Source organism: Bradyrhizobium sp. MI1.10 (genome assembly GCF_055811035.1).
The window spans coordinates 48122-70189 of the sequence record NZ_JBVVPN010000029.1 but is presented as its reverse complement, the minus strand read 5'-3'; the positions used below and the strand labels follow the sequence as shown (position 1 = coordinate 70189).

Below are 22068 nucleotides of genomic sequence, written 5' to 3'. Positions count from 1 at the left end.
CCGAGTCGTCCTGGCGAAAGCCAGGACGCATTACCCAGGGAGGCGTTTGGCGAAGACCAGTCGTTCGATACTACTATCACCCGAAATCGATAGATTCCGCGGTATGGGTCCTGGCCTTCGCCAGGACGACACTGAGGGTTGGCAACGTCGTGCCGCCACAACACCACCGAGCGCCTACTCGGCCGCGTCCCGCAACTCGGCGCGCTCGGCTCTCGCCGCGCAGAACTTGAACTCCGGGATCTTGCCGAATGGATCGAGCGCCGGGTTGGTCAGGAGATTGGCCGCCGCCTCCGCGTAGCAGAACGGCATGAACACCATGTTCTCGGGCACGTCGCGGTCGGAGCGGACCTTGACCTCGACGGCGCCGCGGCGGGTCTCGAGCCGGATGAAATCGCCCGGCGCGAGCTTCTTCCTGTGCATGTCCTTCGGCGACATGAACGCGACCGCCTCCGGCTCGATCTGGTCGAGCACCTGCGCGCGGCGGGTCATCGAGCCAGTGTGCCAATGCTCGAGCACGCGGCCGGTCGAGAGCACCATCGGATACTCGGCGTCGGGAATCTCGTCCGGCGGGATGACGTGGGCCGGAACGATCTTGCCGCGGCCGCTCGCGGTCGGAAATCCCGTGGTGAAGATGATCTCGTTGCCGGGCACGTCGGGACCGTCGACGGGATAGGTGACCGCGCCCTCGCGGACCAGACGTTCCCAGGTGATGTTCTTCAGCGACGGCATCAACTCCGCCATCTCGGTGAAGACCTCGCCGGGACCAGCATAATTCCACGGCAGCCCCATGCGCTTGCCGATCTCCTGGATGATCCAGAGATCCTGCCGCGCATCGCCCGGCGGCTTGATCACCTGGCGCGCGAGCTGCACGCGACGATCGGTGTTGGTGAAGGAGCCTTCCTTTTCGGCAAACGCCGAGGCCGGCAGGATGACGTCGGCGTGGAATGCGGTCTCCGTGACGAAGAGGTCCTGCACCACGAGATGATCGAGCATGGCAAGCGCCTGGCGCGCGTGCTGGAGATCGGGATCGGACATCGCGGGGTTCTCGCCCTCGATATACATGCCCTTGATCTCGCCGGCATGGATCGCGTTCATGATCTCGACCACGGTCAGGCCGCGCACGGGATCGAGATCCTGGCCCCACAGCTTCTCGAAGGCACCGCGCATGTCGTCGCGGCCGACCGGCTGATAGTCCGGCAGGAACATCGGGATCAGACCGGCATCGGAAGCGCCCTGCACGTTGTTCTGGCCGCGCAGCGGATGCAGGCCGGTGCCGGGCCGGCCGACCTGGCCGGTGATCAGCGCCAGCGCAATCAGGCAGCGCGCATTGTCGGTGCCGTGGACATGCTGGCTGATGCCCATACCCCAGAAGATGATCGACGATTTTGCCCGTGCATAGGTTCGCGCGACCTCACGCAGGGTCTGCGCCGGGACGCCGCAGATCGGCTCCATCTTCTCCGGCGTGAACTCCTTGATCTTCTCCTTGAGGTCCTCGAACCCCTCGGTGTAGCCGGCGATGTACTGATCGTCGGTCAGCCCTTCGGTGATGATCGTGTGGATCATCGCGTTCAGCATGGCGACGTCCGAGCCCGGCTTGAACTGCAGATGCTTGGTCGCATGACGCGACAGCGTCTGACGGCGCGGATCCATCACAAACAGTTTCGCGCCGTTCTGCTTGACCGCGTTCTTGATGAAAGTCGCAGCGACCGGATGGTTCACGGTGGGGTTGGCGCCGATTACGATGATGACCTCGGCGTCCATCGCCGCCGAGAACGGCGCCGACACGGCGCCCGAGCTCAGGCCTTCGAACAGCGCCGCGACCGACGAGGCGTGGCACAGGCGGGTGCAATGGTCGACGTTGTTGGAGCCGAAGCCGGTGCGCACCAGCTTCTGGAACAGATAGGCCTCCTCGTTCGAGCCCTTGGCCGAGCCGAAGCCGGCCAGCGCCTTCACACCCTTCTCGTCGCGGATCTTGACGAGGCCCCTGGCCGCGATGTCGAGCGCTTCTTCCCAGCTCGCTTCGCGGAAATGCGTGAACGGATTGGCGGGATCAACCTGGTCGTTGGAATCCTTCTTCGCATTCGGCAGCCGCACCAGCGGCTTGGTCAGTCGATGCGGATGGTGGATGTAGTCGAAGCCGAAGCGGCCCTTGACGCAAAGACGGTTGCGGTTGGCCGGGCCATCGCGGCCCTCGGCATAGATCACCTTCTCGTCCTTGACCTCATAGGTCACTTGGCAGCCGACGCCGCAGAACGGGCAAAGCGAATCCACCTTCTTGTCGGCATAGACGACACGGGTCTGCTTCTCGTCCAGCATTACGGCCGGCATCAGGGCCCCGGTCGGACAGGCCTGAACGCATTCGCCGCAGGCGACGCAGGTGGACTCGCCCATGGGATCGTCGAAATCGAACACGATTTTCGAGCCGTGGCTGCGATAGGCCATGCCGATGACGTCGTTGACCTGGACCTCGCGGCAAGCGCGCACGCAGAGGCCGCACTGGATGCAGGCATCGAGATTGACGCGCATCGCCGGATGGCTGGCGTCGGTCGCCCAACGCTCGGCGGCGGGGAAGCGGCTCTCGGTGACCCCAGTGGTTTCGGCCCAATGCCAGAATTTGGACTCCGGATCGTGCGAGGTCTCGCGCGCCGGCTGATCGGCAACCAGCAGCTCCATGACCATTTTTTGCGCGGAAACCGCGCGCGCGCTCTCCGTCTTCACCTTCATGCCGACCGATGGCGTGCGCTTGCAGGACGCCGCGAGCACGCGCTCGCCCTCGATCTCGACCATGCAGGCGCGGCAATTGCCGTCGGGACGATAGTCCGGCGCGGGCGAATAGCACAGATGCGGAATCTCGCGACCCTGGCGTTTTGCGACCTGCCAGATCGTCTCGCCTGCATTGGCCTCGACCTGCTTGCCGTCGAGCTCGAACGTAATCTTCGTCATTCGGCCGCTTCCTTGAACTCGTCAGGGAAATATTTAATCACGGTGGCAAGCGGATTCGATGCCGCCTGTCCAAGCCCGCAGATCGAGGCATCGCGCATCGCCTGGCTCAATTCGTCCAGGAGAGCGCGGTTCCAGACCGGTTGCTGCATCAGCAGTGCGGCCTTCTGAGTTCCGACGCGACACGGCGTGCACTGGCCGCAGCTCTCGTCCTCGAAGAACTTCATCAGGTTCAACGCGGCCGCGCGCACGCTGTCCTTTTGCGACAGGATCACGATCGCGGCAGAGCCGATGAAGCAGCCGTATTTTTCAAGCGTGCCGAAATCGAGCGGGATGTCGTCCATCGCCGCCGGCAGGATGCCGCCGGACGCACCACCCGGGAGGTACGCATAGAATTGATGGCCGTCGGCCATGCCACCGCAATATTCGTCGATCAGCTCGCGCACGGTGATGCCAGCAGGCGCGAGTTTCATGCCGGGGTTCTTGATGCGGCCCGAGACCGAGAAGCTGCGTAGGCCGTGCCGCTCATGGCGGCCGTGGCCCTTCCACCAGTCGGCGCCCTTCTCGACGATATCGCGCACCCACCACAAGGTCTCGATATTGTTGATCAAGGTCGGCAGGCCGAACAGGCCGACCTGGAATGGATAAGGCGGCTTGTGCCTGGGCAGGCCGCGCTTGCCCTCGATGCTTTCCAGCAGCGAGGATTCCTCGCCGCAGATATAGGCGCCGGCGCCGCGGCGCATGTGCAGCGTCGGACCGCCCGGCGGCAGCTTCGCGATCTCACGCTCGAGGATTTCGCGTGATGCGGGATATTCGTCGCGCAGGTAGATGTAGATATCCGAGGCCTGCACCACATGGGCGCCGATCAGCATGCCCTCGAGGAAGCGGTGCGGATCGCTTTCGAGATAGACGCGATCCTTGAACGTGCCGGGCTCGCCCTCGTCGCCGTTGATCGCCATCAGCCGCGGGCCGGGTTCACCCAGCACTGCGCGCCATTTGCGTCCCGTCGGGAAGCCGGCGCCGCCGAGACCGCGCAACGAGGCGTCGTCGAGTGCCTTCAGCAGGTCGTCGGTCGCTAGCTCGCCCGAGCGCAGGCGATTGAGCAGCTTGTAGCCGCCACCGGCGACATAGGCGTCATAGCCGATATAGTCGGGCAGATGCGCGTGGGTGTCGCCTGCCTTCGCCGCCGCCATCACATTGGCGACCCTGGCGTGGTCAACAAAGTTGTGTCCGACTTCCGCCGCAGGCGCCGTATCGCAGCGGCCGACGCAGGGCGCGCGCACGACGCGGATGCCGGGACCGGACGCATCCTGCAAATCGGCGAGCAGCTTCTCTCCGCCGAGCATCGCGCAGGTCAGCGAATCGCAGACGCGGATCGTCAGCGGTGCGATATCGGGCTCCCCTTCTTTCACCACGTCGAAATGCGCGTAAAAGGTCGCGGTCTCGAACACTTCGGCGAACGCGAGCTTCATCTCGTCGGCGAGCGCAGCGAGATGCGCGGCCGAGATCTGGCGATACTTGTCCTGGATCAGATGCAGATATTCGATCAACAGGTCGCGACGCCGCGGCCTGTCGCCGAGCAGCTGCGCGATCTCATGCGCGGCGGTGGGATCGACCTGCCGCCCCTTGGGGGTGGATTTGGCGCGCTTCCGTCCCTGGCCCGGATGCTCGAATTCTCTGATCTTGTGAACGTCGTCGTGGCCCATCGCTGCGTCGTAGCCTTCTTCAGAACAGGGTCCAACCCTAGCCCTTGGCATACCAGATGCCAAGAAAATTCGTATGTTCTACAAAGCATTTGAGGGAGCTGGAGCCCGACAACCTCCACGCCCCGCACCGAATGGGATGTGCGCCGTCTCAGCCCTTGTTCATGCACTCTTCGATGTAGAACCAGCGGTCATCGCCGGCGAGGCCCTTGGATTTCACGTCGGCGCGACAGGCCTTGAGCTTCGGCTTGTTGGCCGCCCACTTCGCCTTCATGTCCTTCAACTTCTGCATGGTGAGCTTCATCTTGCCAGGCTTGGCTTCCGTCGCTGCAGCAGGCGCCGCCGGCGTCGTCGTCGTCTGCGCGGATGCGGCATGAAGGCCAGCGACGAGCAACACGGCCGCAAGGCAAGTTCGAATACAAATTCGGGTGCGAATCATTTCAATCCCCCTAAGTCCCATTCCTGATGATGTCTGAAAGGCCAACGAAGCGGGACGCCTGATGAGCATCCCGCTTCTGTCTCGACGGCGGTCAGAAGATCTTGACCGCGCTCTCCAATGTCTTCCAGACACCCCAAAGCAGGGGAACGCCGACGAAGGCCCAGAACAGCGCCGCCTTGGCGTCAAGCCCGCCAAAACCGATGCCGTAGGAGCCGTGCGGCCCCGCGGCTGCGGCGCTGGCGCTTGCCGCCTGCAACTTGGCGACATCGGCCTCCTTCATGTGCCATTTCGAATCGACCGGCTTGATCAGGTAGTTGCAGATCAGACCGGCGATCAGCATCGCGCAGAGAATGTACATGGTCGTGTTGTAGAGCTGGTCGCGCGGCACGCCCGCCGCGAGCTGGAACTCGCGGATGTAGTTCACCACGACGGGGCCGATGATGCCCGCGGTGGACCACGCCGTCAGCAGCCGGCCATGGATGGCGCCGACGAACTGGGTTCCGAACATGTCGGCGAGATAGGCCGGCACGGTGGCGAAGCCGCCGCCATACATCGACAGGATGATGCCGAAGCCAAGCACGAACAGGAGCTTCGAACCCATCGCCGCAAAAGTCGGCGCCAGCGCGTAAAGCGCGATGCCGAGGATGAAGAACGTATAGTAGGTGTTCTTGCGCCCGATCTTGTCCGACAGCGATGCCCAGAAGAAGCGGCCGCCGATGTTGAACAGCGACAGCAATCCGGCGAAGCCTGCGGCGATCGCGGCGATCTGCGCCTTCTGTCCCGCATCAAGCGCGTTGAAGCCGACGTTAGGCAGGCCGATCAGCTTGCCGGCGAAGATCTCCTGGAGCATCGGCGAGGCCATGCCGATCACGCCGATGCCGGCCGACACGTTCAGGCACAGCACCCACCAGATCAGCCAGAACTGCGGCGTCTTGTGCGCGTCGTTGAGATGGACGTTGGCCTTTGAGATCATCGCGTTGGCCTTCGACGGCGCTGTCCAGCCCTCGGGCTGCCAGCCGGGCGGCGGCAAGCGATAGCGGAACGCGCCGATCGTCATGAACACGAAGTAGATGACGCCCATCGTGACGAAGGTCTCCCAGACGCCGACCGAGGTCGGGGTCTTGAAGTAGTTCATCAAGAGGTTCGCCAGCGGCGCGCCGATCATGGCGCCGCCGCCGAAGCCCATGATGGCCATGCCGGTCGCCATGCCGCGGCGGTCCGGAAACCATTTCACCAGCGTGGACACCGGCGAGATATAGCCAAGGCCGAGACCGATGCCGCCGATCACGCCCGAACCCAGCCACAACAGCCAGAGCTGATGGGTGTAAACCCCGATCGCACCGAGGAAGAGGCCGCCGCACCAGCACAGCGCCGAGACGAAGCCGGCCTTGCGCGGGCCTACGCGCTCCAGCCAGCCGCCCCAGACCGCAGCCGCGATACCGAGCAGCACGAAAAAGAGCGTGTACATCCACCCCATGCTGGCGACCTTCCAGTCGCAGCTGGTCGTGAACAGCTCTTGAAACAGCGACATGTCTGCGCACGCCTTCGGCGCGGTCACGCCGATCGCGCGCGACAGCGGCAGCCAGAACACCGAGAAGCCGTAGGCCATGCCGATGCAGAGATGGATGCACAGCGCAGCCGGCGGCACCAGCCAGCGATTGAACCCGGCGGTCGCGATGGTCCGCTCGCGATCCAGAAAACCTGCGCCGGCACCCGAAAGTGTTCCCGCGCTCTCGATGGTAGACATGCATTCCTCCCCTAAAGCCGCCCTTCTGAACGGCCTGCCACGACGGTCCTGTTCCTCAGCCTGCAGCGCAGCCTTTGTCCCTGCTGCTCCGCACAATGATCGACGCGCGCCAGGATCGTCACGCGCATCCGAGACGTTAAACCCCTAACCTTGGGGGCTATGCCCGACGCCACGGCCGGGCTTCTTTCGATGGCCCATTTGCTCCGCATATCGCAGGCAAGACTCGACCTCCGCGTCTCGGCGGAGCAAGTCAATTGGGGCAGAAGTGACGATCGATGTCGATAGACAAAAGGTAGGTATCAACCGAGTGACCGCTGGCTAATTGGGCGGCGCACCATTGATATTTTCGATCGATCGATCGGCCTTCTCAATCAAGAACACGATACGCAGCTCGTTGCGCTCGGTGATCTCCACCGTGTCGCCGGTCTCCCGGATCAGGTTTGGAATGTCAATCACCGACAGGGGATCCGTGCAGTGCACTTCGAGCTGATCGCCCGGCTGCAAGGGCTTCAGCGCTTTGCGCGTCTTCAGGGCGGGCAGCGGGCATTTCAGTCCGGTGAGATCGAGCGTCGTTCTGGTCATCGGCGCAACATGGCGGGAGGGGCCGATGGCGTCAACGCCAGGACAGCGCCAACGCAACGCCAAGACTCAGAGCAGATCGGCATAGGACAAGAAACCCACGCTCTGCCCCGGCTCGACACGCGTGACCTCCTCATCGAGCTCGATGAGGCCGTCGGTGCCGACCAGTGAGGACAACAGCCCAGCGCCCTCGCGTGGAAACTTGATGGCCTCAAGTGCGCCGTCCTGCGTCCGTCGTAACGAGGCGCGAACATATTCCCGTCGGCCCGCCCTCTTCTTGTAGGTGAATGCCGCTCGCACCGGAATCGGCAGCAGCGGCTCCGGCAGGCTCCCCGCAAGCGCCAGCACCGTCGGCCGCACCACATGCACGAAGGTGACGAAACTCGCGACGGGATTGCCCGGCAATCCGATCAGCGGCGTTCCCTCGATGATGCCCATCGCCACGGGCCGTCCCGGCTTGATCGCCATCCGCCACAACACCAGCGAGCCGATGCTTTCGACGGCCGCCTTGACGTGATCCTCCTCTCCGGTCGAGACGCCGCCGGTGGTGAGGATCAGATCGTGACTGCCTGCGACTTGCTTCAAGCCATTCGCGAGCAACGTCCGCTCGTCGCGCAAGATGCCGAGATCGCTGACTTCGCAGCCGAGCCGGCGCAGCATCGCCATCAGCATGAAGCGATTGGAGTCGAACAGCTGCGAGGCCGCGCGCGGCTCGCCGGGCGAGGCCAGTTCATCACCAGTCGAGAACACTGCGACGCGGATGCGCCTGACGACGTCGAGCCGGACCAGGCCGAACGCCGCCGCGAGCGCGACATGTTGCGGCAGCAAGCGCTGGCCTGCGCGCAGCGCGATGTGGCCCTGGGGAATGTCCTCTCCCGCAGGGCGGACATTCGCGCCCGGCTTCAGCCCCGGCGGCAGCACAATTCGACCGGCCTCGTCGATGCGGACATCTTCCTGCATGAAGACGGTTTCGGCATCCGGCGGCATCGGCGCGCCGGTGAAGATGCGCGTGGTGTGGCCGGCCTTGATCAGCGCCAGTGCCAGACCGCCGGCCTGGATGCGGCCGTCGAGCGGGAATGCCCGCTCAACGCTATCAGGAAGATCTGCGTTGCGCACGGCGTAGCCGTCAACAGCGGAATTGGTGAAGGGCGGCAACGGCAGCGGCGCCGCGATATCGCGGGCCAGCACGCGCCCATCTGCATCGATGAGCGCCACGGTTTCGAGATCGACAATCGCGTTGACGCGCGTCGTGATCAGGCCAACGGCCTCGTCGACCGACATCATCGGTCCGCCGAAGGCAAAACAATCGTCCGACAATTGCGCCATGGTGCCTCGTCAGCGCATCGCAGCGCTTTTCGCGACCGCTTCCTCGACTGGCATCGCGGCGCGCAGCAGCAATTCCGCGGCGGCGGCGATATCGTCGAGATGGACGGTCGGCAGTCGGGTTTCAATGGCGACGTCGGCCGCGATCCCGAAAATTCCTGGATCATCGGGAAACAGCAACGGCTTGTCGTTGGCGGCGCGATGCACCTCGATCTTGCGATGCGGCTCGCGCTTGAAACCCTCGACCACGACGAGGTCGACGGCCGACAATTTGCTCAACAGTTCCGGCAGACGCGGCTCCGCCGCCCCGCGCAATTCGTGCATCAGCGCCCAGCGATTTGACGAAGCAACCAGCACCTCGGCCGCGCCGGCCTCGCGATGGCGCCAGGAATCCTTGCCGGGCACGTCGACGTCGAACTGGTGATGCGCATGCTTGATGACCGAGACGCGCAAGCCAAGCGCATTGAAATGCGGGATCAGCCGCGTCAACAGCGTGGTCTTGCCCGCACCGCTCCAGCCTGCAAGGCCGATGACTTTCATTCCAGCTCCGTCTCCGCGAGCGACCCGGTCCTTGATGGAACCACTCTCTTCTCCGTCATTGCGAGCGCAGCGAATCAATCCAGGAATGCATCCACGGCGGCAGCCTGGATTGCTTCGCTTCGCTCGCAATGACGAATAGGCGGCATTTCGTTCTCTCGCTAGCATGCTTATATCGGCTTGACCCGAATGTCATGCTAACGTCGCGGCCATGATGAAGATCGACAAAGCCCCCGTGCCCCTGATCGTCCCTGACACCGAGGACCCGCGCCTCACCGAGAGCGTGACCGGGACCGACCAGTCCGGCGCCAGGATCGAGATCAAGGTGCCGGTGGAGCGCCCGCTGACGCTCTACCTGAATTCGCAGGAGATCGTCACCATGATGACGATCGGCGACTATCCGGAATATCTGGCGCTGGGCTATTTGCTCAACCAGAATATGCTGAAGTATAATGACGCGGTCACCGAGGTCGAATACGACGACGACCTCCAAGTGGTGGTGGTGCGCACCGAGCACCACACCAATTTCGAAGCCAAGTTGAAGAAGCGCACACAGACCTCGGGCTGCGCGCAGGGCACCGCCTTCGGCGATCTGCTGGAGGCGGTCGAGAGCGTGGCGCTGCCGAAGGCCGAGCTGCGCACCTCCTGGCTCTACCAGATGACTCAGACCATCAACACCATGCCCTCGCTCTATCTGGAGGCCGGTGCGATCCACGGCTGCGTGCTGTGCAGGGAGGGCGAGCCGCTCTGCTACACCGAGGATGTCGGCCGTCACAATGCCGTCGACAAGATCGCGGGCTGGATGTACCGCCACGGCGTCGATGCATCCGACAAGATCCTCTACACCACGGGACGGCTCACCTCGGAGATGGTGATCAAGACGGTCCGCATGGGCATTCCGATCCTGGTGTCGCGCTCCGGCTTCACCGCCTGGGGTGTCGATCTCGCCCGGCAGGTGGGCTTGACGCTGGTCGGCCGCGCCCGCGGCAAACGGTTCATCGCGTTGTCGGGGGCAGAGCGCATCGTCTACGACCAGAACCTCGCTTACGTCGAGGAAGAATCGGCCAAGCACAAGCGCAAGGGTGAAGGTGGTGACGACTAGCTTTCCGACCACGCAAGGCGTGCTGCTCGCCGGCGGCCTCGCGCGGCGTATGGGCGGCGGCGACAAGCCGATGCGCACCATTGGCGGCCGCACCATTCTGGAACGCGTGATCGCGCGCCTATCGCCCCAATGCAGCGGGCTGATCCTCAATGCCAACGGCGATCCCGCCCGCTTCGCCGCGTTCGGTTTGCAGGTCATCGCCGACGACGTGCCCGGCTTTCCCGGCCCGCTCGCCGGCATCCTTGCCGCGCTCGACTGGACCGCGGCGAACCGGCCCGAGGTGAAGTGGGTGCTCAGTGCCGCCTGCGATTGCCCGTTCCTGCCGCGCGATCTGGTCGCGCGCTTGCATGAAAAACGCATCGCGGCGAATGCCGAGCTCGCCGTTGCGGCATCAGGCGATCAATCGCATCCGGTGATCGGCCTGTGGCGCGTTGGCTTGCGCGACGAACTGCGTCATGCGCTGGTGGTCGAAGACCTCCGCAAGATCGACCGCTGGACCGCGCGCTACCCGCTCGCGACCGTGACGTGGCCGACGGAGCCGCTCGATCCGTTCTTCAATGCCAACACCGTTGAAGATATCGCGGAAGCGGAACGGCTGACCGCACTGGATGACGCCGCTTAAGGCCGCGTGAGCTTGGGTTCGCGGGCCGTGAACCGAGACGAGAACGCGAGCGACCAATGATCGGGACATTGCCCGGATCAGCCATGACGGACCCCCTCTTGAACGTTATCTTCGAAGTGATCGATTTCGCACTCGATTGCTCGGTCGCAGTCGACGACACGAAGTGGCGGAGCAAGCCTGAAATCGTTGAGGGCCCGCTGCCGCCCGCCGCGCAGCGCGCACTTGCCGAAGCCGAGGAGCGGCAGCGCGTGCGCGAACAGACCGGCGGGGAGACAATCCAAACCTCGTAGCGGAGCGCTGACCGAACGATGCCAGACTACGCCGGTCGGAAGCCGGCGCGCTCCAGCGCGGCGCGCGCTTCGTCCGAGCCGAGCGCATCGAGAAAGGCCCGCACTGCCGGACGCTGCTTGCGCGCCGTCACCAGCGCGAAGTCATAATGTTCCTCCGCGAGCGGAATGAAACCGAGGCCAACCGCGTTGGCGACCGGCGCAATGGTCATGCCCCAATCGGCGCGGTGCTGTGCGACCGCCGCGGCCACCGCATTGTGCGAGCGTGGCTGGTTCCAATAGCCCTCCGGGCGCGCACCACCGAGCAACCGGTCGATCAGGATGCGCGTGCCGGCGCCTTGGTTGCGGTTGACCATGATGCAGGAGGGATCAGCGAGCGCCGCGGCCACGGCATCCTTCGCGCTGTGGCCTTCAAAACGCTTGTCGCCCTTGCGGAACACGATGCCCTGCATCCGCCGCCAGCCCGGCACGAGCTCGAGTCCTTCGGCGAGGTAAGGCGTATTGTAAGTCTCGCTCTTTTCGTCGAGCAGATGGATCGGCGCCAGATCGCATTCACCGCGCCGCGCCGCCGCAAGTCCGCCGAGGCTGCCGACGGCGATCGAGCGCACGGTCAGGCCGGCATGCGCGAGTTGCGCCGTGACGAGATCGAGGCCGGTGCAATGGCTGCCGACGATAACGAGATCGGGCACCCGCACATGCGGCGTAAACAGCGTCACCTCGGCCTCGGTCCCGGCCGGCATCTTGTCGGCGAGTGCGTCGATGCGCAGAAAGCCGTCGGCCTGCGCGAACGACGTGATCGCACCGGACCCCTTGCCGGAGGGATAGGCGATCAAGCCGTCCTTGCCTTCGACCAGCGAGACCATGACGAATTCGGTGCGGCCGAGCTCGGAAGCAATGCGCACCGGCACGGTCGCGTTCACCTTGGCATCGGAACGCGGCGGCAGTCCGGCCATTTTGCGCAGCACCGGTACGATCATGTCGTGAAAGGTGAACATCGCCGAAGTCGGAAACCCCGGCAGGATCACCACCGGCTTGCCGTCACACACCGCAAGGCACAGCGGCTTGCCGGGCTTGAGCGCAATGCCATGCGCGATGATGCCGGGCTGGCCGAGCCGGCCGATGATGCGATGGGACAGGTCGCCCGCGCCTTTCGACGTGCCGCCGGAGAGCACCAGCATGTCGGCGTCCGCCAGCGCACCCCTCATGGCGGCTTCGAGCTGAGCTTCGTCGTCCGGAATGGCGCCAAGGAAAACCGCCTCTCCGCCGTTCTCGTCGATCGCAGCAGTGACGATCGCGCCGTTGGTATCGTAGATCGCAGCGGGCGCGAGCACCTCGCCCGGCTGAACCAATTCGTCACCGGTGGAGATCACGGCAACACGAGGTTTGCGCACGACGCTCACCTCGGCAATACCACAAGCCGCCAGCATGCCGACCTCGCGTGAGCCGATGATGGTGCCGGCGCGCAGCAGCGCCTCGCCACGCGCGATATCGGATCCTGCGTAGGATATGAATTGCCCGGGCGAGGCCGCGCGACGGACGTCGATCGCACCGGACCCCGCCGGCTGGGTATGCTCGACCATGATCACGGCATCGGCACCGCGCGGCAGCGGACCGCCGGTGGCAATCGGCGTTGCCGTTCCCGCGGCGACTTGCACCGCCGGTACGGTGCCGCAGTGAATGGTCTCGCCATTCAGCCCGAGGCGAACCGGCGCGCCTTCGCCGGCTGTCGCAAGATCCGCAGAGCGCACCGCAAAACCATCGACATTGGAACGGTCGAACGGCGGCACGTCGATCGGCGCAGTGACGTCTTCAGCGAGCGACGCGCCAAGCGCAGCACCGAGCTTGCGCGTTTCGCTCGAAAGAGCGCGCGGGAACAGCGCGGCCTCGAAGCGTGCCAGCGCCTCCTCGCGGGAAAGGATTTCGAGGAACTGTTCCTGTTCGAGCGCGCTGCGGTCAGGCGATTGCGGGATCATGGTCATGCTAAACCCATATCATTCCCGCATCAGATAGGCATCGACCGGCGCGCCTGCTGCAAATCCCTCGTGGCTGGCGGGAACAAGCAGCCATGCATCCGCACGGGCAATTGCCTGGAGCGGCCATTCTCCTACCGCAAGCGGCACCCACGCATGATGTTCCTCGGCCAGCAGGACCATTTCGGCGATGCCGACGCTGGATGCAATTTTTCGCGCGAGCGGCAAGGCTATCGGTCGGCGCGGCAGCCGCGCCGACAGCCGGTCGACGAGCGGCAGCACGAGCGCAAGCCAGACCGCAAGCGCATGATCCGGCGATCCGGGCAAGGCCACGACAGGAATGGTTCCGAGCCGCCCGATCGCGGCGGTGCGCCCGGGCTGGAGCGCAAGACCATGGGCGATCACGTCACCACGCTGGGCCAGCGCCGTGACCGCTGCATCCCTGCGACCGACACCGCTGCCGCCGATCGTCAGCAGGAGATCGCAGGTGGGCGCCCCGATCGCCTCCGCGATCGATCCCGCGTCGCGCGCGCCGGCCTCGTGCGTTTGCACATCCAGCCCTGCGGTGCGTGCGATGTCCGCAATCAGATGCATGGTCAGCGTTGCACCTGGTACATTGACAATGCGCAGTCGCGGACGCCGCACGCTCAGCCGGTCCAGTCCGGCGGCACGCGCGAGCAACAGAGCGGCACGACCGACCGGATTCCCCTCTGCCGCGGCAGGCGTTCGTCCGTCGATGTCGCTTCCCGCACGCCTGACGCCCTGCCCCGGCACGCCCTCCGCCAACACCTGGACGAGCGGACCAGATAGCTCGACTGCGTCCGCATCGAGCACACAGTCGCATCCCGCCGGCATCGCGTCGCCGGCATCGACCCAGGCGGGCGCTGTTGCGAGAGGCAGCGGTGAATAGGAGGACGCGCCGACCAGATCATTGGCGCATACCGCCCAGCCATCCGCGACAGCGACGTCACGCGATGGTCGGGCCGCGAGCAGCGGATTGCCGGCCGCGATGCAGCCGACCGCTTCAGTCAGCCGCAACTCCACCGGCGCGAGCGGATCAAGCCCCTTCAGCAACGCGGCGAGCGCGGCGTCGAGCGGCGTCAGCGAGGGCGGCAGGCGCTGGGTCATGCGCCATGATGGACCATGCATCGCCCGGTTTGGCAACCGCTGGCGATACGAACGTCAGCCGCCCGACTTGTCCGCATTGGGGAAGAACAGTTGTTGTCCGTCGACCTTGTATCCGGCGATCGCCGCCTGCCCGTCAGGCGAGATCAGCCAGTCGACGAAGTCTTGCCCCAGCTCCTTCTTCACGTTCGGAAACTTCGCGGGGTTCACCAGCATCACGCCGTACTGATTGAGCAGACGCTTGTCGCCTTCGACGACGACGTCGAGATCGCCGCGCTCCCGAAAAGCGATCCAGCTGCCGCGGTCGGACAGCACATAGGCGTTCGCTGTGCGCGCTGCATCGAGGGCGGAGGCCATGCCCTGCTTGGCCTCGCGATACCAGCCGCCTTTGGTGCTCGCGATGTCGATGCCGGCGACGATCCAGAGCGCGAGCTCGGCGGCATGGGTGCCCGAACGGTCGCCGCGCGTCACGAACGGCGCGCCCTTGGCCTCGATCGCCTTCAGCGCGGTCGCGATGTCCTTGCCCTTCACGCCGGCGGGATCGCTCTTCGGCCCGATCAGCACATAGTCGTTGTACATCACGTCAAAGCGCTTCACCGCAAAACCGTCGGCAACGAATTTCTCCTCCTGCGGCCGTGCATGCATCAGCACGACGTCGACTTCGCCCCTTCGTGCCCCCTCGAGCACCTCGTCGGCGCGCCGCGCGATCACGGTCACGTCGATGCCGGTCTTCTCACGGAAGATCGGCAGCAGGTAATCGAGCAGGCCGGACTCCTGCGTCGCTGTGGTCGTGGCAAGCACGATCGCGCGGTCCTCCGCGGATGACGCCGCAACGCCTGCGGCAAGGCCGCAGAGAAGCACGAGTGCAACGGAGAGGCGGCGGACGGCCATGATCGGGTTCCCACTGGCTATGACGCGATCATGATGATGATCGATTGCGCCGCACTCGTGACGCGTTTGCTCGTTGCCGCGCCGGATGCAGACAACAACAGATAGAGCGCAGGTCAAGCCACTACCGGCCACAGACTTTACCCTCCGCGTCCGCGCGCCGACGACTCGGGAAATCTCGGCAACACGCGGAGCGGCATATGCCCATTGCAGTTGCGCGCGCGACAGCCCGCAAGATGGGCACCACGCGAGCGATTCAGGATCGTTCACCAAAGCAGAGATCGCGCGTGAGGATGTGTTGCAAAGCAGCGAGATGATCAGGCATGGTCGTGGCGGACAAAACTTGAAATGCAGAATTCCACCTGCGTCGACCGTCAAAAAGAAGCAAGAATTTGCATAGGAATGCAGGATGGAATTCCTGACGACCAGCGAAGCCGCCGATTATCTTCGGCTCGGCGAACGCAAGCTATACGAACTCGTCACCACCGGTGCGATCCCCTGCACCAAGGTGACCGGAAAGTGGCTCTTCCCGCGGCACGAACTCGACCTCTGGGTGCTGTCCGGACTGGCGCGCCCGGCCGGCATGCTGATCGCGGAGCCGCCGCCGGTCGTCGGCGGCAGCCAGGACGAGCTTCTGGATTGGGGGCTGCGCGAATCCGGCTCGGGCCTGGGCTCGATGAGCGAGGGCAGCGCGCGCGGGCTCGAGCGGTTGCAGCGTGACGAGGTGATGGCCGTGGCAATGCACTTCCACAGCCTCGATGCCGACGGCAATCTTGCCGCCGACGCCAATGCGACGGTGCTGCGAGACGCTCCGGACCTGCATGATGCATTGCTGGTCGCGTTCGTGCGCCGCGAGCAAGGCCTCGTGTTGCCGCCGGGCAATCCCAAGCGGCTGCGCGGCCTTTCCGACGTGCTCGCGCTCGGGGCCAGGATGGCGATGCGGCAACAGGGCACGGGCGCGCAGATGCTGCTCGATGTGCTGCTCAAGCGCGCCGCCGCGTCGACGCGCGATTTGCGCCGGATCGAGACGCCGGCCCTGACCGGGCCGGATCTCGCCGAGATCGTCCGCGCGGGACAAGCCGATTGCGGAATCGCGACGCGTGCGTCCGCGCGCTCGGCCGGCCTCGATTTCGTGCCGCTGGTCTGGGAAAACTTCGACCTCGCGATGCGGCATCGCAGCTATTTCCGGCCCGCGATGCAGGGCCTGATCCGGTTCCTCAGCGAAAAGCGGTTGCTCGAGCGCGCCGCGGAGCTGACCGGCTACGATCCCTCGCCGGCCGGACAAATCCGCTTCGCCGGCTGACGTTGACGCCCGCCCCCAAATAGTTGCAAAAGAAACCAATTCAGCCGGGCCATACCCGGGGCACACCGGCCAACGCGCCGGATCAGGGGAGGACAAGCATGAAGCCAACGAGATTTGGACTGCCGGTTGCTGCCGGCTTTGCAGCGACGTTCGTGGCAGCAACACTGCTGCCGGGCGCCGCAATGGCGCAGGTGTCCGACGACGTCGTCAAGATCGGCGTGCTCACCGACATGAACGGTCCGGCCTCGGCGCCGACCGGCCAGGGCTCGGTGACGGCGGCGCAGATGGCGATCGACGATTTCGGCGGCACCGTGCTCGGCAAGCCGATCAGCATTGTCGTCGGCGACCACCAGCTCAAGGCCGACATCGGCGGCGCGATTGCACGGCGCTGGTACGACGTCGACCAGGTCGATCTGATCGTCGACGTGCCGGTCTCCGCGGTCGGGCTCGCGGTGCAGAACATGGCCAACGAGAAGAAGCGTCTGTTCATCACCCACTCCACCGGCACGGCGGATTTCCACGGCAAGTTCTGCTCGCCTTATGCGATCCAGTGGGTGTTCGACACCCGCGCGCTCGCGGTCGGCACCGCTGACGCGGTGGTCAAGCGCGGCGGCGACAGCTGGTTCTTCATCACCGACGACTACGCCTTCGGCCATTCGCTGGAGCGCGACGCCTCGGCGGTCGTGACCGCCAATGGCGGCAAGGTGCTGGGCTCGGTGAAGCCGCCGCTGGCAACGCCCGACCTCTCTTCCTTCGTGCTGCAGGCGCAAGCCTCCAAGGCCAAGATCATCGGCATCGCGGCGGGTCCGCCGAACAACATGAACGAGATCAAGACCGGCTCCGAGTTCGGCGTGTTCAAGGGCGGCCAACAGATGGCGGCACTGCTTGCGCTGATCACCGACATTCACGGCCTCGGCCTGCAGGCCGCCCAAGGGCTGTTGCTGACGACCTCGTTCTATTGGGACATGGACGACAAGACCCGCGAATGGTCGAAGCGCTACTTCGCCAAGATGAACAAGATGCCGTCGATGTGGCAGGCCGGCGTCTATTCGAGCGTGATGCACTATCTCAACGCCATCAAGGACACCGGCACCGACGATCCGCTCAAGGTCGCAGCCAAGATGCGGGAAAAGCCGATCGAGGATTTCTTCGCCCGCAACGGCAAACTGCGCGAGGACAATCTGATGGTGCACGACCTCTGGCTGGTGCAGGTGAAGACGCCGGAGGAAAGCAAATATCCGTGGGACTATTACAAGATCCTCACGACGATCTCGGGCGACAAGGCGTTCGGTCCGCCGGACCCAGCGTGTGCGATGGTGAAGAAGTGAGGATCGCTTAAAGCGATCCTCATTCCGGGGCGGTGCAAAGCACCGAGCCCGGAATCTCGAGATTCCGGGTTCGGTCCTGCGGACCGCCCCGGAATGACCGCTGCGCGATCACTTCACCACCCCGATCTCGCGAAAATACTTGATCACGCCGGGATGGATCAGCTCGGGCTTCGGCGCGGCGGCGACGGTGTTCGCGGCCGTGGTCTCGCAGGCTTGCGCGAGCTGTTTGCAGAATGTCGGCTCGACGCCGTGAAGCGTCTTCGCCAGGCGATAGGCGACATCGTCGGGCAGATCTTCGCGCGTCAGCACAAAACTCCAGGACCCCAGCGAGGCGATCGGCTCGGACTGGTTCGGATAGCTGCCGGCCGGCACGGTGAGCGGCTTGAGGAACGCATGCTTGGCGCGGATGCGCGCGATCTCCTCGCTGTCAGGCGCGATGAAGCGCGCGCCTGACGCGCTCGAGGCCACCGCGGCAAAACCGGGCCAGCCGATGCCGGCGCCCCAGAGTGCTGCGACACGGCCGTCCTCGACCATCGCGGGGCCGTCGCCGGCGCGGTCGAGATAGATGGCCTTGAAATCCTCGTCCTGCTTCAACCCGAGACCATCCAGCACGTAGCGCGCCAGGATCGGCAGGCCCGAGCCTTTGGCGCCGAATGCGACGGGCTGACCGACCAGATCGCGAATGGTCTTGTACGGACTGTCCGTGCGCACCACGAACATGCCGGGGTTGGAATAGATCGCGGTGAGAATCTTCAACCGTACCGGCGCGCGGCCGATGCCGGCGAAGGCTTCATAGGCCGGCTCGCCCGCGACCAGAGCGAGATCGAGTTCGCCCTTCTCCAGCAGCGGAATGTTCTCGTTGCTGCCCTTGGTGTTGCGCGGGGTGATGATGATTTGCGGATCGGCCGCGTTCATCGCTTGCGCAAAGGCGTTGCCATAGAGCGGAAAGCCGCCGCCGGGCGTCGCGGTGCCCAAGCTGATCGTCAGGCTCGGTGTCGTAGTCGGAATGGCGTTGCCTCCGGTTTGAGCGGCAGCGGGGCTCGAAAGCAGCGCCGCGCCGAGAAGGAAAGGAAAAGCGAATCTCATGGTCGGTCCCGGCGGGGGCGCGTCAACATCGACTTGCGGCGATGTAGGCAGCGCTCCGTTTTTGTGAAAGCATGCAGCCCAACGACAATAGAACAATGGGAGGCGTCATGTTGCGAATTTTGCGTAACAGTGTTTTCGGGCTGGTTTTCCTTGCAACGCTGTTGGGCGCCGCACCTCCCGCCTCCGCCGCTTATCCCGACCGTCCCGTGCACTGGATCATCGGCTTCTCCGCCGGCGGCCCGGTCGACATCGTGGCGCGGATCATGGCGCAGTGGCTGACTGACCGCTTCGGCCAGCAATTCATCGTCGAGAACCGCACCGGCTCGGGCGGCAACATCGCGGCCGCTGCCGCGATCACCTCACCGCCGGACGGCTACACGCTGCTGTTCGTCGCGCCCAACAACGCGATCTCGACCTCGCTCTACAAGAAGCTGCCGTTCGACTTCCTGCGCGACACGGTGCCGGTCGCCAGCATCATGCAGCTCACCAACATGCTGGTCGTCTCCAACGCGTTTCCCGCCAAGACGGTTCAGGAGTTCATCGACTACTGCAAGGCCAATCCCGGCAAGATCTCCTTTGCCTCGTCCGGCAACGGCACCTCGGTGCACATGTCGGCGGAGCTGTTCAAGGTGATGACCAAGTGCGACATGGTGCACGTGCCCTATCGGGGATCTGCGATCGCCTTCCCCGACATCATCTCCAACAAGGTGCAGCTGATCTTCGACAACCTCCCCTCCGCGATGGAGCAGGCCAAGGGCGGCAATGTCCGTGCGCTCGGCGTCACCTCGCCGCAGCGCTGGCCGAGCGTGCCCGATGTGCCCGCGATCGCCGAGACCGTGCCGGGCTTCGAATCGGTCGGCTTCTACGGCATCTCCGCGCCGAAGGGCACGCCGCAGGACGTGATCGAGATCCTCAACAAGGCCGTCAACGAGGCGCTGAAGGACCCGAAGCTGGTCGCGCGCCTCACCGAGACCGGCGGCATCCCCAAGCCGATGACGCCGGCCGAGTTCGGCAAGCTGGTCACCGACGAGACCGAGAAGTGGCGCAAGGTGGTGGAGTTCGCCGGCGTGTCGGTGGACTAGGCCTGCGGAACTGCCGCGCGCCTGCAGCGCGCCGACGCGACATCGGAGGGGATCGGAAGACCCCTCCAAACGAAATGTGCGAAAACAACCCCATGCACAGTAGAAACATCGAGCGATCACAAGGGGTTACAAAATCGAAAAACGGAGCCCCCTGGCGCGATTGCCAAAGGGCGGGGCGAAGGCTCGACGAGGTGGGCTTGCGCCGTCGGGCAAAACAGGACTATAAGGGCATCATCGCCAATTTCGGTTATTCAAAAATTGCAGGCCTTGCCGCGCCGGCGTTTCCATCCGCCAGAGCCAGCATTGCACCCCCGCCTCCGTCCCTGTAAACGAACCGCGCACCGTTGCCGGCCGCGCCTCTCGTGGCCGTCTCGCGGCGGGGCCTGTAGCTCAATGGTTAGAGCCGGCCGCTCATAACGGTCTGGTTGCAGGTTCGAGTCCTGCCGGGCCCACCACCTTGGTTCTTGGGCCTTGTAATCGTTGGAAGTTTTCCTCGAATTGACTAACCGATCTCCTGATTAGTCACTTCGCGTTCGCGTTCTGTCTGACGAGCGCCGCCATACCTTGGCGTGCCATCCGCACCTGATCGGCTGCACGCGTGTACAACTCGATCTCATCAAGTGACCTATGGCCGCTGATTGAAGCGATGATGTTGGCGCTGCATCCAGCTTCCGCGAGACGACGACATGCCGCCTTTCGCAGACCGTGCGCGCTAAATCCCTTCGGCAGTCCGGCCGCATTGCAGGCATCACGAAACCAATTGGTGAAACCAGCACTGCTGAAGCCCCTGCCCTGATGCGTCGTGAGAAACGTCATGTTGTCGGACGCCATCGCATCCAACGCCTCCTGCAAATCGGGGTGCACCGGGATCGCCAGCGATGTACCGGTCTTCTGCTGGCGCACATCGATCAAGGCACCATCCTTGCTCTTGCGCAGATGCTGCCTTCCCATTTTCACGATGTCACTGCGGCGCTGAGCAGTGCAGAGCAACAATTCCAGTGCCAGCCGCTGGCGGCTCCCAACTGAATGGTGCGCGCGAAACGTTGCGATGTGCTCCTCGCTCCACGTCGCGTAACCATCGGTCTTGCCGGATAAATTCTTCACACCAGCGGTCGGGTTTTCGCGCAATGCGCCGTTATCGACCGCGAAGGCCATGAGCACGCGTAAAGTCTTCAGGAAGTTGCGCGCGGCAAAGCGCTTCGTAGACTTGCCGTTGACCAGCGCGATGATGTGCTCGCGCCGCAGCGTCGCCACGCGCTTACTGCCATGCTCCTTAGCGAACCGAAGCAGGATGTTGCGGCGGGTGCGTTGCGTCTCGGTGGCGAGATGGCGGAAAGTACCGGAGTTCAGATATTGATCGACCAGCGTGGCAATAGTGCCCGACTTGCTCCGGTTAACGACTGAAGGTGCGTCGGACATCGCCTCTTGATAGGCGCGCTGGAACTCCTCCGACCATGGCGAACCCGGCAACGGCACGAGCCGTTGGCCGCGACGGCGCAGATAGAAACGCGGCGTGCCGCTTCGGTCGGTGTAGGCATTGACGTATTTCGGTAGCTTCCACCTCATTGCAGCACCTCGTCCCACTCGCTACCCGTCGCGCCATCGCTCTGTGGCGCGGCTTCACCGAATAAAAGCGTAACGCTGCCGTCTGCGTTGACGGTCGCGCTGTTCACCGCAACTCCAGCCTCGCTTGCCTGCCGCATCGCGCGCGCCAGTGTCATCCGGCGCTTCCGCCCACGCTTCTTTTTGGGAGGAAATGTTTCGATGTCCCAACGCTCACGGTCATCGCCGAGTACAAATCCCCGCTTGCTGAACTCAATGAACGCCTGCCAGGCGTCGTCGCGGCTGTCCATGGAGATGGCCTTTCGCTCCTCAATATAGCGTTGGCTTAACTCGACGTACATTGTCGAAAGCCGGTAATGAAGCGGCCTCGCCGACCTTGACCCCCAAAGGACCGACACAGCAGGGAGGTATTGGCTTTCCGTTGTTGGGCTGGCCGCGTCGCCC

General features: G+C 64.4%; 19 protein-coding genes and 1 tRNA gene. 7 read left to right on the top strand and 13 right to left on the bottom strand.

Annotated elements, in window-relative coordinates:
* Positions 1–174: 174 nt before the first annotated feature.
* From fdhF to mobB, 7 genes are all read right to left on the bottom strand, one after another.
* Positions 175–2943, bottom strand: coding sequence for a formate dehydrogenase subunit alpha (gene fdhF, locus AC0L3K_RS27255; protein WP_007600675.1), 2769 nt, complete (start codon positions 2941–2943; stop codon positions 175–177).
* Positions 2940–4646 (bottom strand): NADH-ubiquinone oxidoreductase-F iron-sulfur binding region domain-containing protein, encoded by a 1707-nt coding sequence (locus AC0L3K_RS27250; protein ID WP_473367245.1) that lies wholly within the window; start codon positions 4644–4646, stop codon positions 2940–2942. Before AC0L3K_RS27250 ends, fdhF begins: the two co-directional genes overlap by 4 nt.
* Positions 4647–4794: 148 nt before the next feature.
* The gene (locus AC0L3K_RS27245) at positions 4795–5082 is read right to left on the bottom strand and encodes a hypothetical protein (RefSeq protein WP_473367244.1); all 288 of its coding nucleotides are present in this window, start codon (positions 5080–5082) and stop codon (positions 4795–4797) included.
* Between the two features lie 91 nt (positions 5083–5173).
* Positions 5174–6829, bottom strand: a complete 1656-nt coding sequence (locus tag AC0L3K_RS27240; protein WP_473367243.1) for an OFA family MFS transporter — start codon at positions 6827–6829, stop codon at positions 5174–5176.
* 318 nt (positions 6830–7147) lie between these two features.
* On the bottom strand, positions 7148–7411 hold the full coding sequence (locus tag AC0L3K_RS27235) for a sulfurtransferase TusA family protein (RefSeq protein WP_473367242.1): 264 nt from the start codon (positions 7409–7411) through the stop codon (positions 7148–7150).
* Positions 7412–7477: 66 nt separating this feature from the next.
* A complete protein-coding gene (locus tag AC0L3K_RS27230) occupies positions 7478–8734 on the bottom strand; it encodes a molybdopterin molybdotransferase MoeA (protein ID WP_473367241.1) in 1257 nt (418 codons plus the stop codon).
* Positions 8735–8743: 9 nt separating this feature from the next.
* Entirely contained in the window at positions 8744–9271 is a 528-nt protein-coding gene (mobB, locus tag AC0L3K_RS27225) for a molybdopterin-guanine dinucleotide biosynthesis protein B (RefSeq protein ID WP_007600666.1), read from the bottom strand.
* Between the two features lie 208 nt (positions 9272–9479).
* On the opposite strand from mobB, the gene fdhD reads away from it, so the two are divergent.
* Genes fdhD through AC0L3K_RS27210 form a run of 3 tightly spaced genes read left to right on the top strand, consistent with a single transcriptional unit; the run spans position 9480 to position 11282 of the window.
* A complete protein-coding gene (fdhD, locus tag AC0L3K_RS27220; protein ID WP_007600665.1) occupies positions 9480–10370 on the top strand; it encodes a formate dehydrogenase accessory sulfurtransferase FdhD in 891 nt (296 codons plus the stop codon).
* Positions 10351–10992, top strand: coding sequence for a molybdenum cofactor guanylyltransferase MobA (gene mobA, locus AC0L3K_RS27215; protein WP_473367240.1), 642 nt, complete (start codon positions 10351–10353; stop codon positions 10990–10992). The genes fdhD and mobA overlap by 20 nt, the downstream gene beginning before the upstream one ends.
* A 56-nt stretch (positions 10993–11048) precedes the next feature.
* Positions 11049–11282, top strand: coding sequence for a hypothetical protein (locus AC0L3K_RS27210; RefSeq protein WP_245285994.1), 234 nt, complete (start codon positions 11049–11051; stop codon positions 11280–11282).
* Positions 11283–11308: 26 nt separating this feature from the next.
* Here the strand turns inward: AC0L3K_RS27210 and AC0L3K_RS27205 are convergent, their stop codons facing one another.
* From AC0L3K_RS27205 to AC0L3K_RS27195, 3 genes are read right to left on the bottom strand one after another with little or no spacing between them, the layout of a single operon-like run.
* Positions 11309–13258, bottom strand: coding sequence for a molybdopterin biosynthesis protein (locus tag AC0L3K_RS27205; protein WP_473367239.1), 1950 nt, complete (start codon positions 13256–13258; stop codon positions 11309–11311).
* Positions 13259–13270: 12 nt separating this feature from the next.
* Positions 13271–14377, bottom strand: coding sequence for a molybdopterin-binding protein (locus AC0L3K_RS27200; protein WP_473367238.1), 1107 nt, complete (start codon positions 14375–14377; stop codon positions 13271–13273).
* Positions 14378–14431: 54 nt separating this feature from the next.
* Positions 14432–15265, bottom strand: a complete 834-nt coding sequence (locus AC0L3K_RS27195) for an ABC transporter substrate-binding protein (protein WP_007600660.1) — start codon at positions 15263–15265, stop codon at positions 14432–14434.
* A 406-nt stretch (positions 15266–15671) separates the two neighbouring features.
* Between AC0L3K_RS27195 and AC0L3K_RS27190 the strand changes: the two genes are divergently transcribed.
* Together AC0L3K_RS27190 and AC0L3K_RS27185 are read left to right on the top strand one after the other, a co-directional pair.
* Complete coding sequence (locus AC0L3K_RS27190) at positions 15672–16565, top strand: substrate-binding domain-containing protein (RefSeq protein ID WP_473367237.1); 894 nt, start codon at positions 15672–15674, stop codon at positions 16563–16565.
* Between the two features lie 98 nt (positions 16566–16663).
* Positions 16664–17893 (top strand): ABC transporter substrate-binding protein, encoded by a 1230-nt coding sequence (locus AC0L3K_RS27185; RefSeq protein ID WP_473367236.1) that lies wholly within the window; start codon positions 16664–16666, stop codon positions 17891–17893.
* Positions 17894–18001: 108 nt separating this feature from the next.
* Here AC0L3K_RS27185 and AC0L3K_RS27180 read toward each other — a convergent pair whose 3' ends face one another.
* On the bottom strand, positions 18002–18979 hold the full coding sequence (locus AC0L3K_RS27180; RefSeq protein WP_473367235.1) for a TAXI family TRAP transporter solute-binding subunit: 978 nt from the start codon (positions 18977–18979) through the stop codon (positions 18002–18004).
* A 107-nt stretch (positions 18980–19086) separates the two neighbouring features.
* On the opposite strand from AC0L3K_RS27180, the gene AC0L3K_RS27175 reads away from it, so the two are divergent.
* Both AC0L3K_RS27175 and AC0L3K_RS27170 read left to right on the top strand, forming a co-directional pair.
* Positions 19087–20061 carry a Bug family tripartite tricarboxylate transporter substrate binding protein gene (locus AC0L3K_RS27175; protein ID WP_473367234.1) on the top strand — a complete coding sequence of 325 codons (975 nt, stop codon included), beginning with the start codon at positions 19087–19089 and terminating at the stop codon, positions 20059–20061.
* 379 nt (positions 20062–20440) lie between these two features.
* Positions 20441–20516 (top strand) — tRNA-Ile (locus AC0L3K_RS27170).
* Between the two features lie 67 nt (positions 20517–20583).
* Here the strand turns inward: AC0L3K_RS27170 and AC0L3K_RS27165 are convergent.
* Entirely contained in the window at positions 20584–21627 is a 1044-nt protein-coding gene (locus tag AC0L3K_RS27165; protein ID WP_473367233.1) for a tyrosine-type recombinase/integrase, read from the bottom strand.
* Positions 21624–21965, bottom strand: coding sequence for a hypothetical protein (locus tag AC0L3K_RS27160; protein WP_473367232.1), 342 nt, complete (start codon positions 21963–21965; stop codon positions 21624–21626). The genes AC0L3K_RS27165 and AC0L3K_RS27160 overlap by 4 nt, the downstream gene beginning before the upstream one ends.
* Positions 21966–22068: the final 103 nt, after the last annotated feature.

Bases quoted from the DNA above. Each gene is read 5' to 3' on its own strand.
- AC0L3K_RS27235 (WP_473367242.1), bottom strand. From the start codon at position 7,411: ATGACCAGAACGACGCTCGATCTCACCGGACTGAAATGCCCGCTGCCC.
- AC0L3K_RS27245 (WP_473367244.1), bottom strand. From the start codon at position 5,082: ATGATTCGCACCCGAATTTGTATTCGAACTTGCCTTGCGGCCGTGTTG.
- AC0L3K_RS27180 (WP_473367235.1), bottom strand. From the start codon at position 18,979: ATGAGATTCGCTTTTCCTTTCCTTCTCGGCGCGGCGCTGCTTTCGAGC.
- AC0L3K_RS27160 (WP_473367232.1), bottom strand. From the start codon at position 21,965: ATGTACGTCGAGTTAAGCCAACGCTATATTGAGGAGCGAAAGGCCATC.
- AC0L3K_RS27210 (WP_245285994.1), top strand. From the start codon at position 11,049: ATGATCGGGACATTGCCCGGATCAGCCATGACGGACCCCCTCTTGAAC.
- AC0L3K_RS27165 (WP_473367233.1), bottom strand. From the start codon at position 21,627: ATGAGGTGGAAGCTACCGAAATACGTCAATGCCTACACCGACCGAAGC.
- mobB (WP_007600666.1), bottom strand. From the start codon at position 9,271: ATGAAAGTCATCGGCCTTGCAGGCTGGAGCGGTGCGGGCAAGACCACG.
- AC0L3K_RS27230 (WP_473367241.1), bottom strand. From the start codon at position 8,734: ATGGCGCAATTGTCGGACGATTGTTTTGCCTTCGGCGGACCGATGATG.
- AC0L3K_RS27250 (WP_473367245.1), bottom strand. From the start codon at position 4,646: ATGGGCCACGACGACGTTCACAAGATCAGAGAATTCGAGCATCCGGGC.
- AC0L3K_RS27185 (WP_473367236.1), top strand. From the start codon at position 16,664: ATGAAGCCAACGAGATTTGGACTGCCGGTTGCTGCCGGCTTTGCAGCG.
- fdhF (WP_007600675.1), bottom strand. From the start codon at position 2,943: ATGACGAAGATTACGTTCGAGCTCGACGGCAAGCAGGTCGAGGCCAAT.
- fdhD (WP_007600665.1), top strand. From the start codon at position 9,480: ATGATGAAGATCGACAAAGCCCCCGTGCCCCTGATCGTCCCTGACACC.
- AC0L3K_RS27190 (WP_473367237.1), top strand. From the start codon at position 15,672: ATGGAATTCCTGACGACCAGCGAAGCCGCCGATTATCTTCGGCTCGGC.
- AC0L3K_RS27200 (WP_473367238.1), bottom strand. From the start codon at position 14,377: ATGACCCAGCGCCTGCCGCCCTCGCTGACGCCGCTCGACGCCGCGCTC.
- AC0L3K_RS27195 (WP_007600660.1), bottom strand. From the start codon at position 15,265: ATGGCCGTCCGCCGCCTCTCCGTTGCACTCGTGCTTCTCTGCGGCCTT.
- AC0L3K_RS27205 (WP_473367239.1), bottom strand. From the start codon at position 13,258: ATGACCATGATCCCGCAATCGCCTGACCGCAGCGCGCTCGAACAGGAA.
- AC0L3K_RS27240 (WP_473367243.1), bottom strand. From the start codon at position 6,829: ATGTCTACCATCGAGAGCGCGGGAACACTTTCGGGTGCCGGCGCAGGT.
- AC0L3K_RS27175 (WP_473367234.1), top strand. From the start codon at position 19,087: ATGTTGCGAATTTTGCGTAACAGTGTTTTCGGGCTGGTTTTCCTTGCA.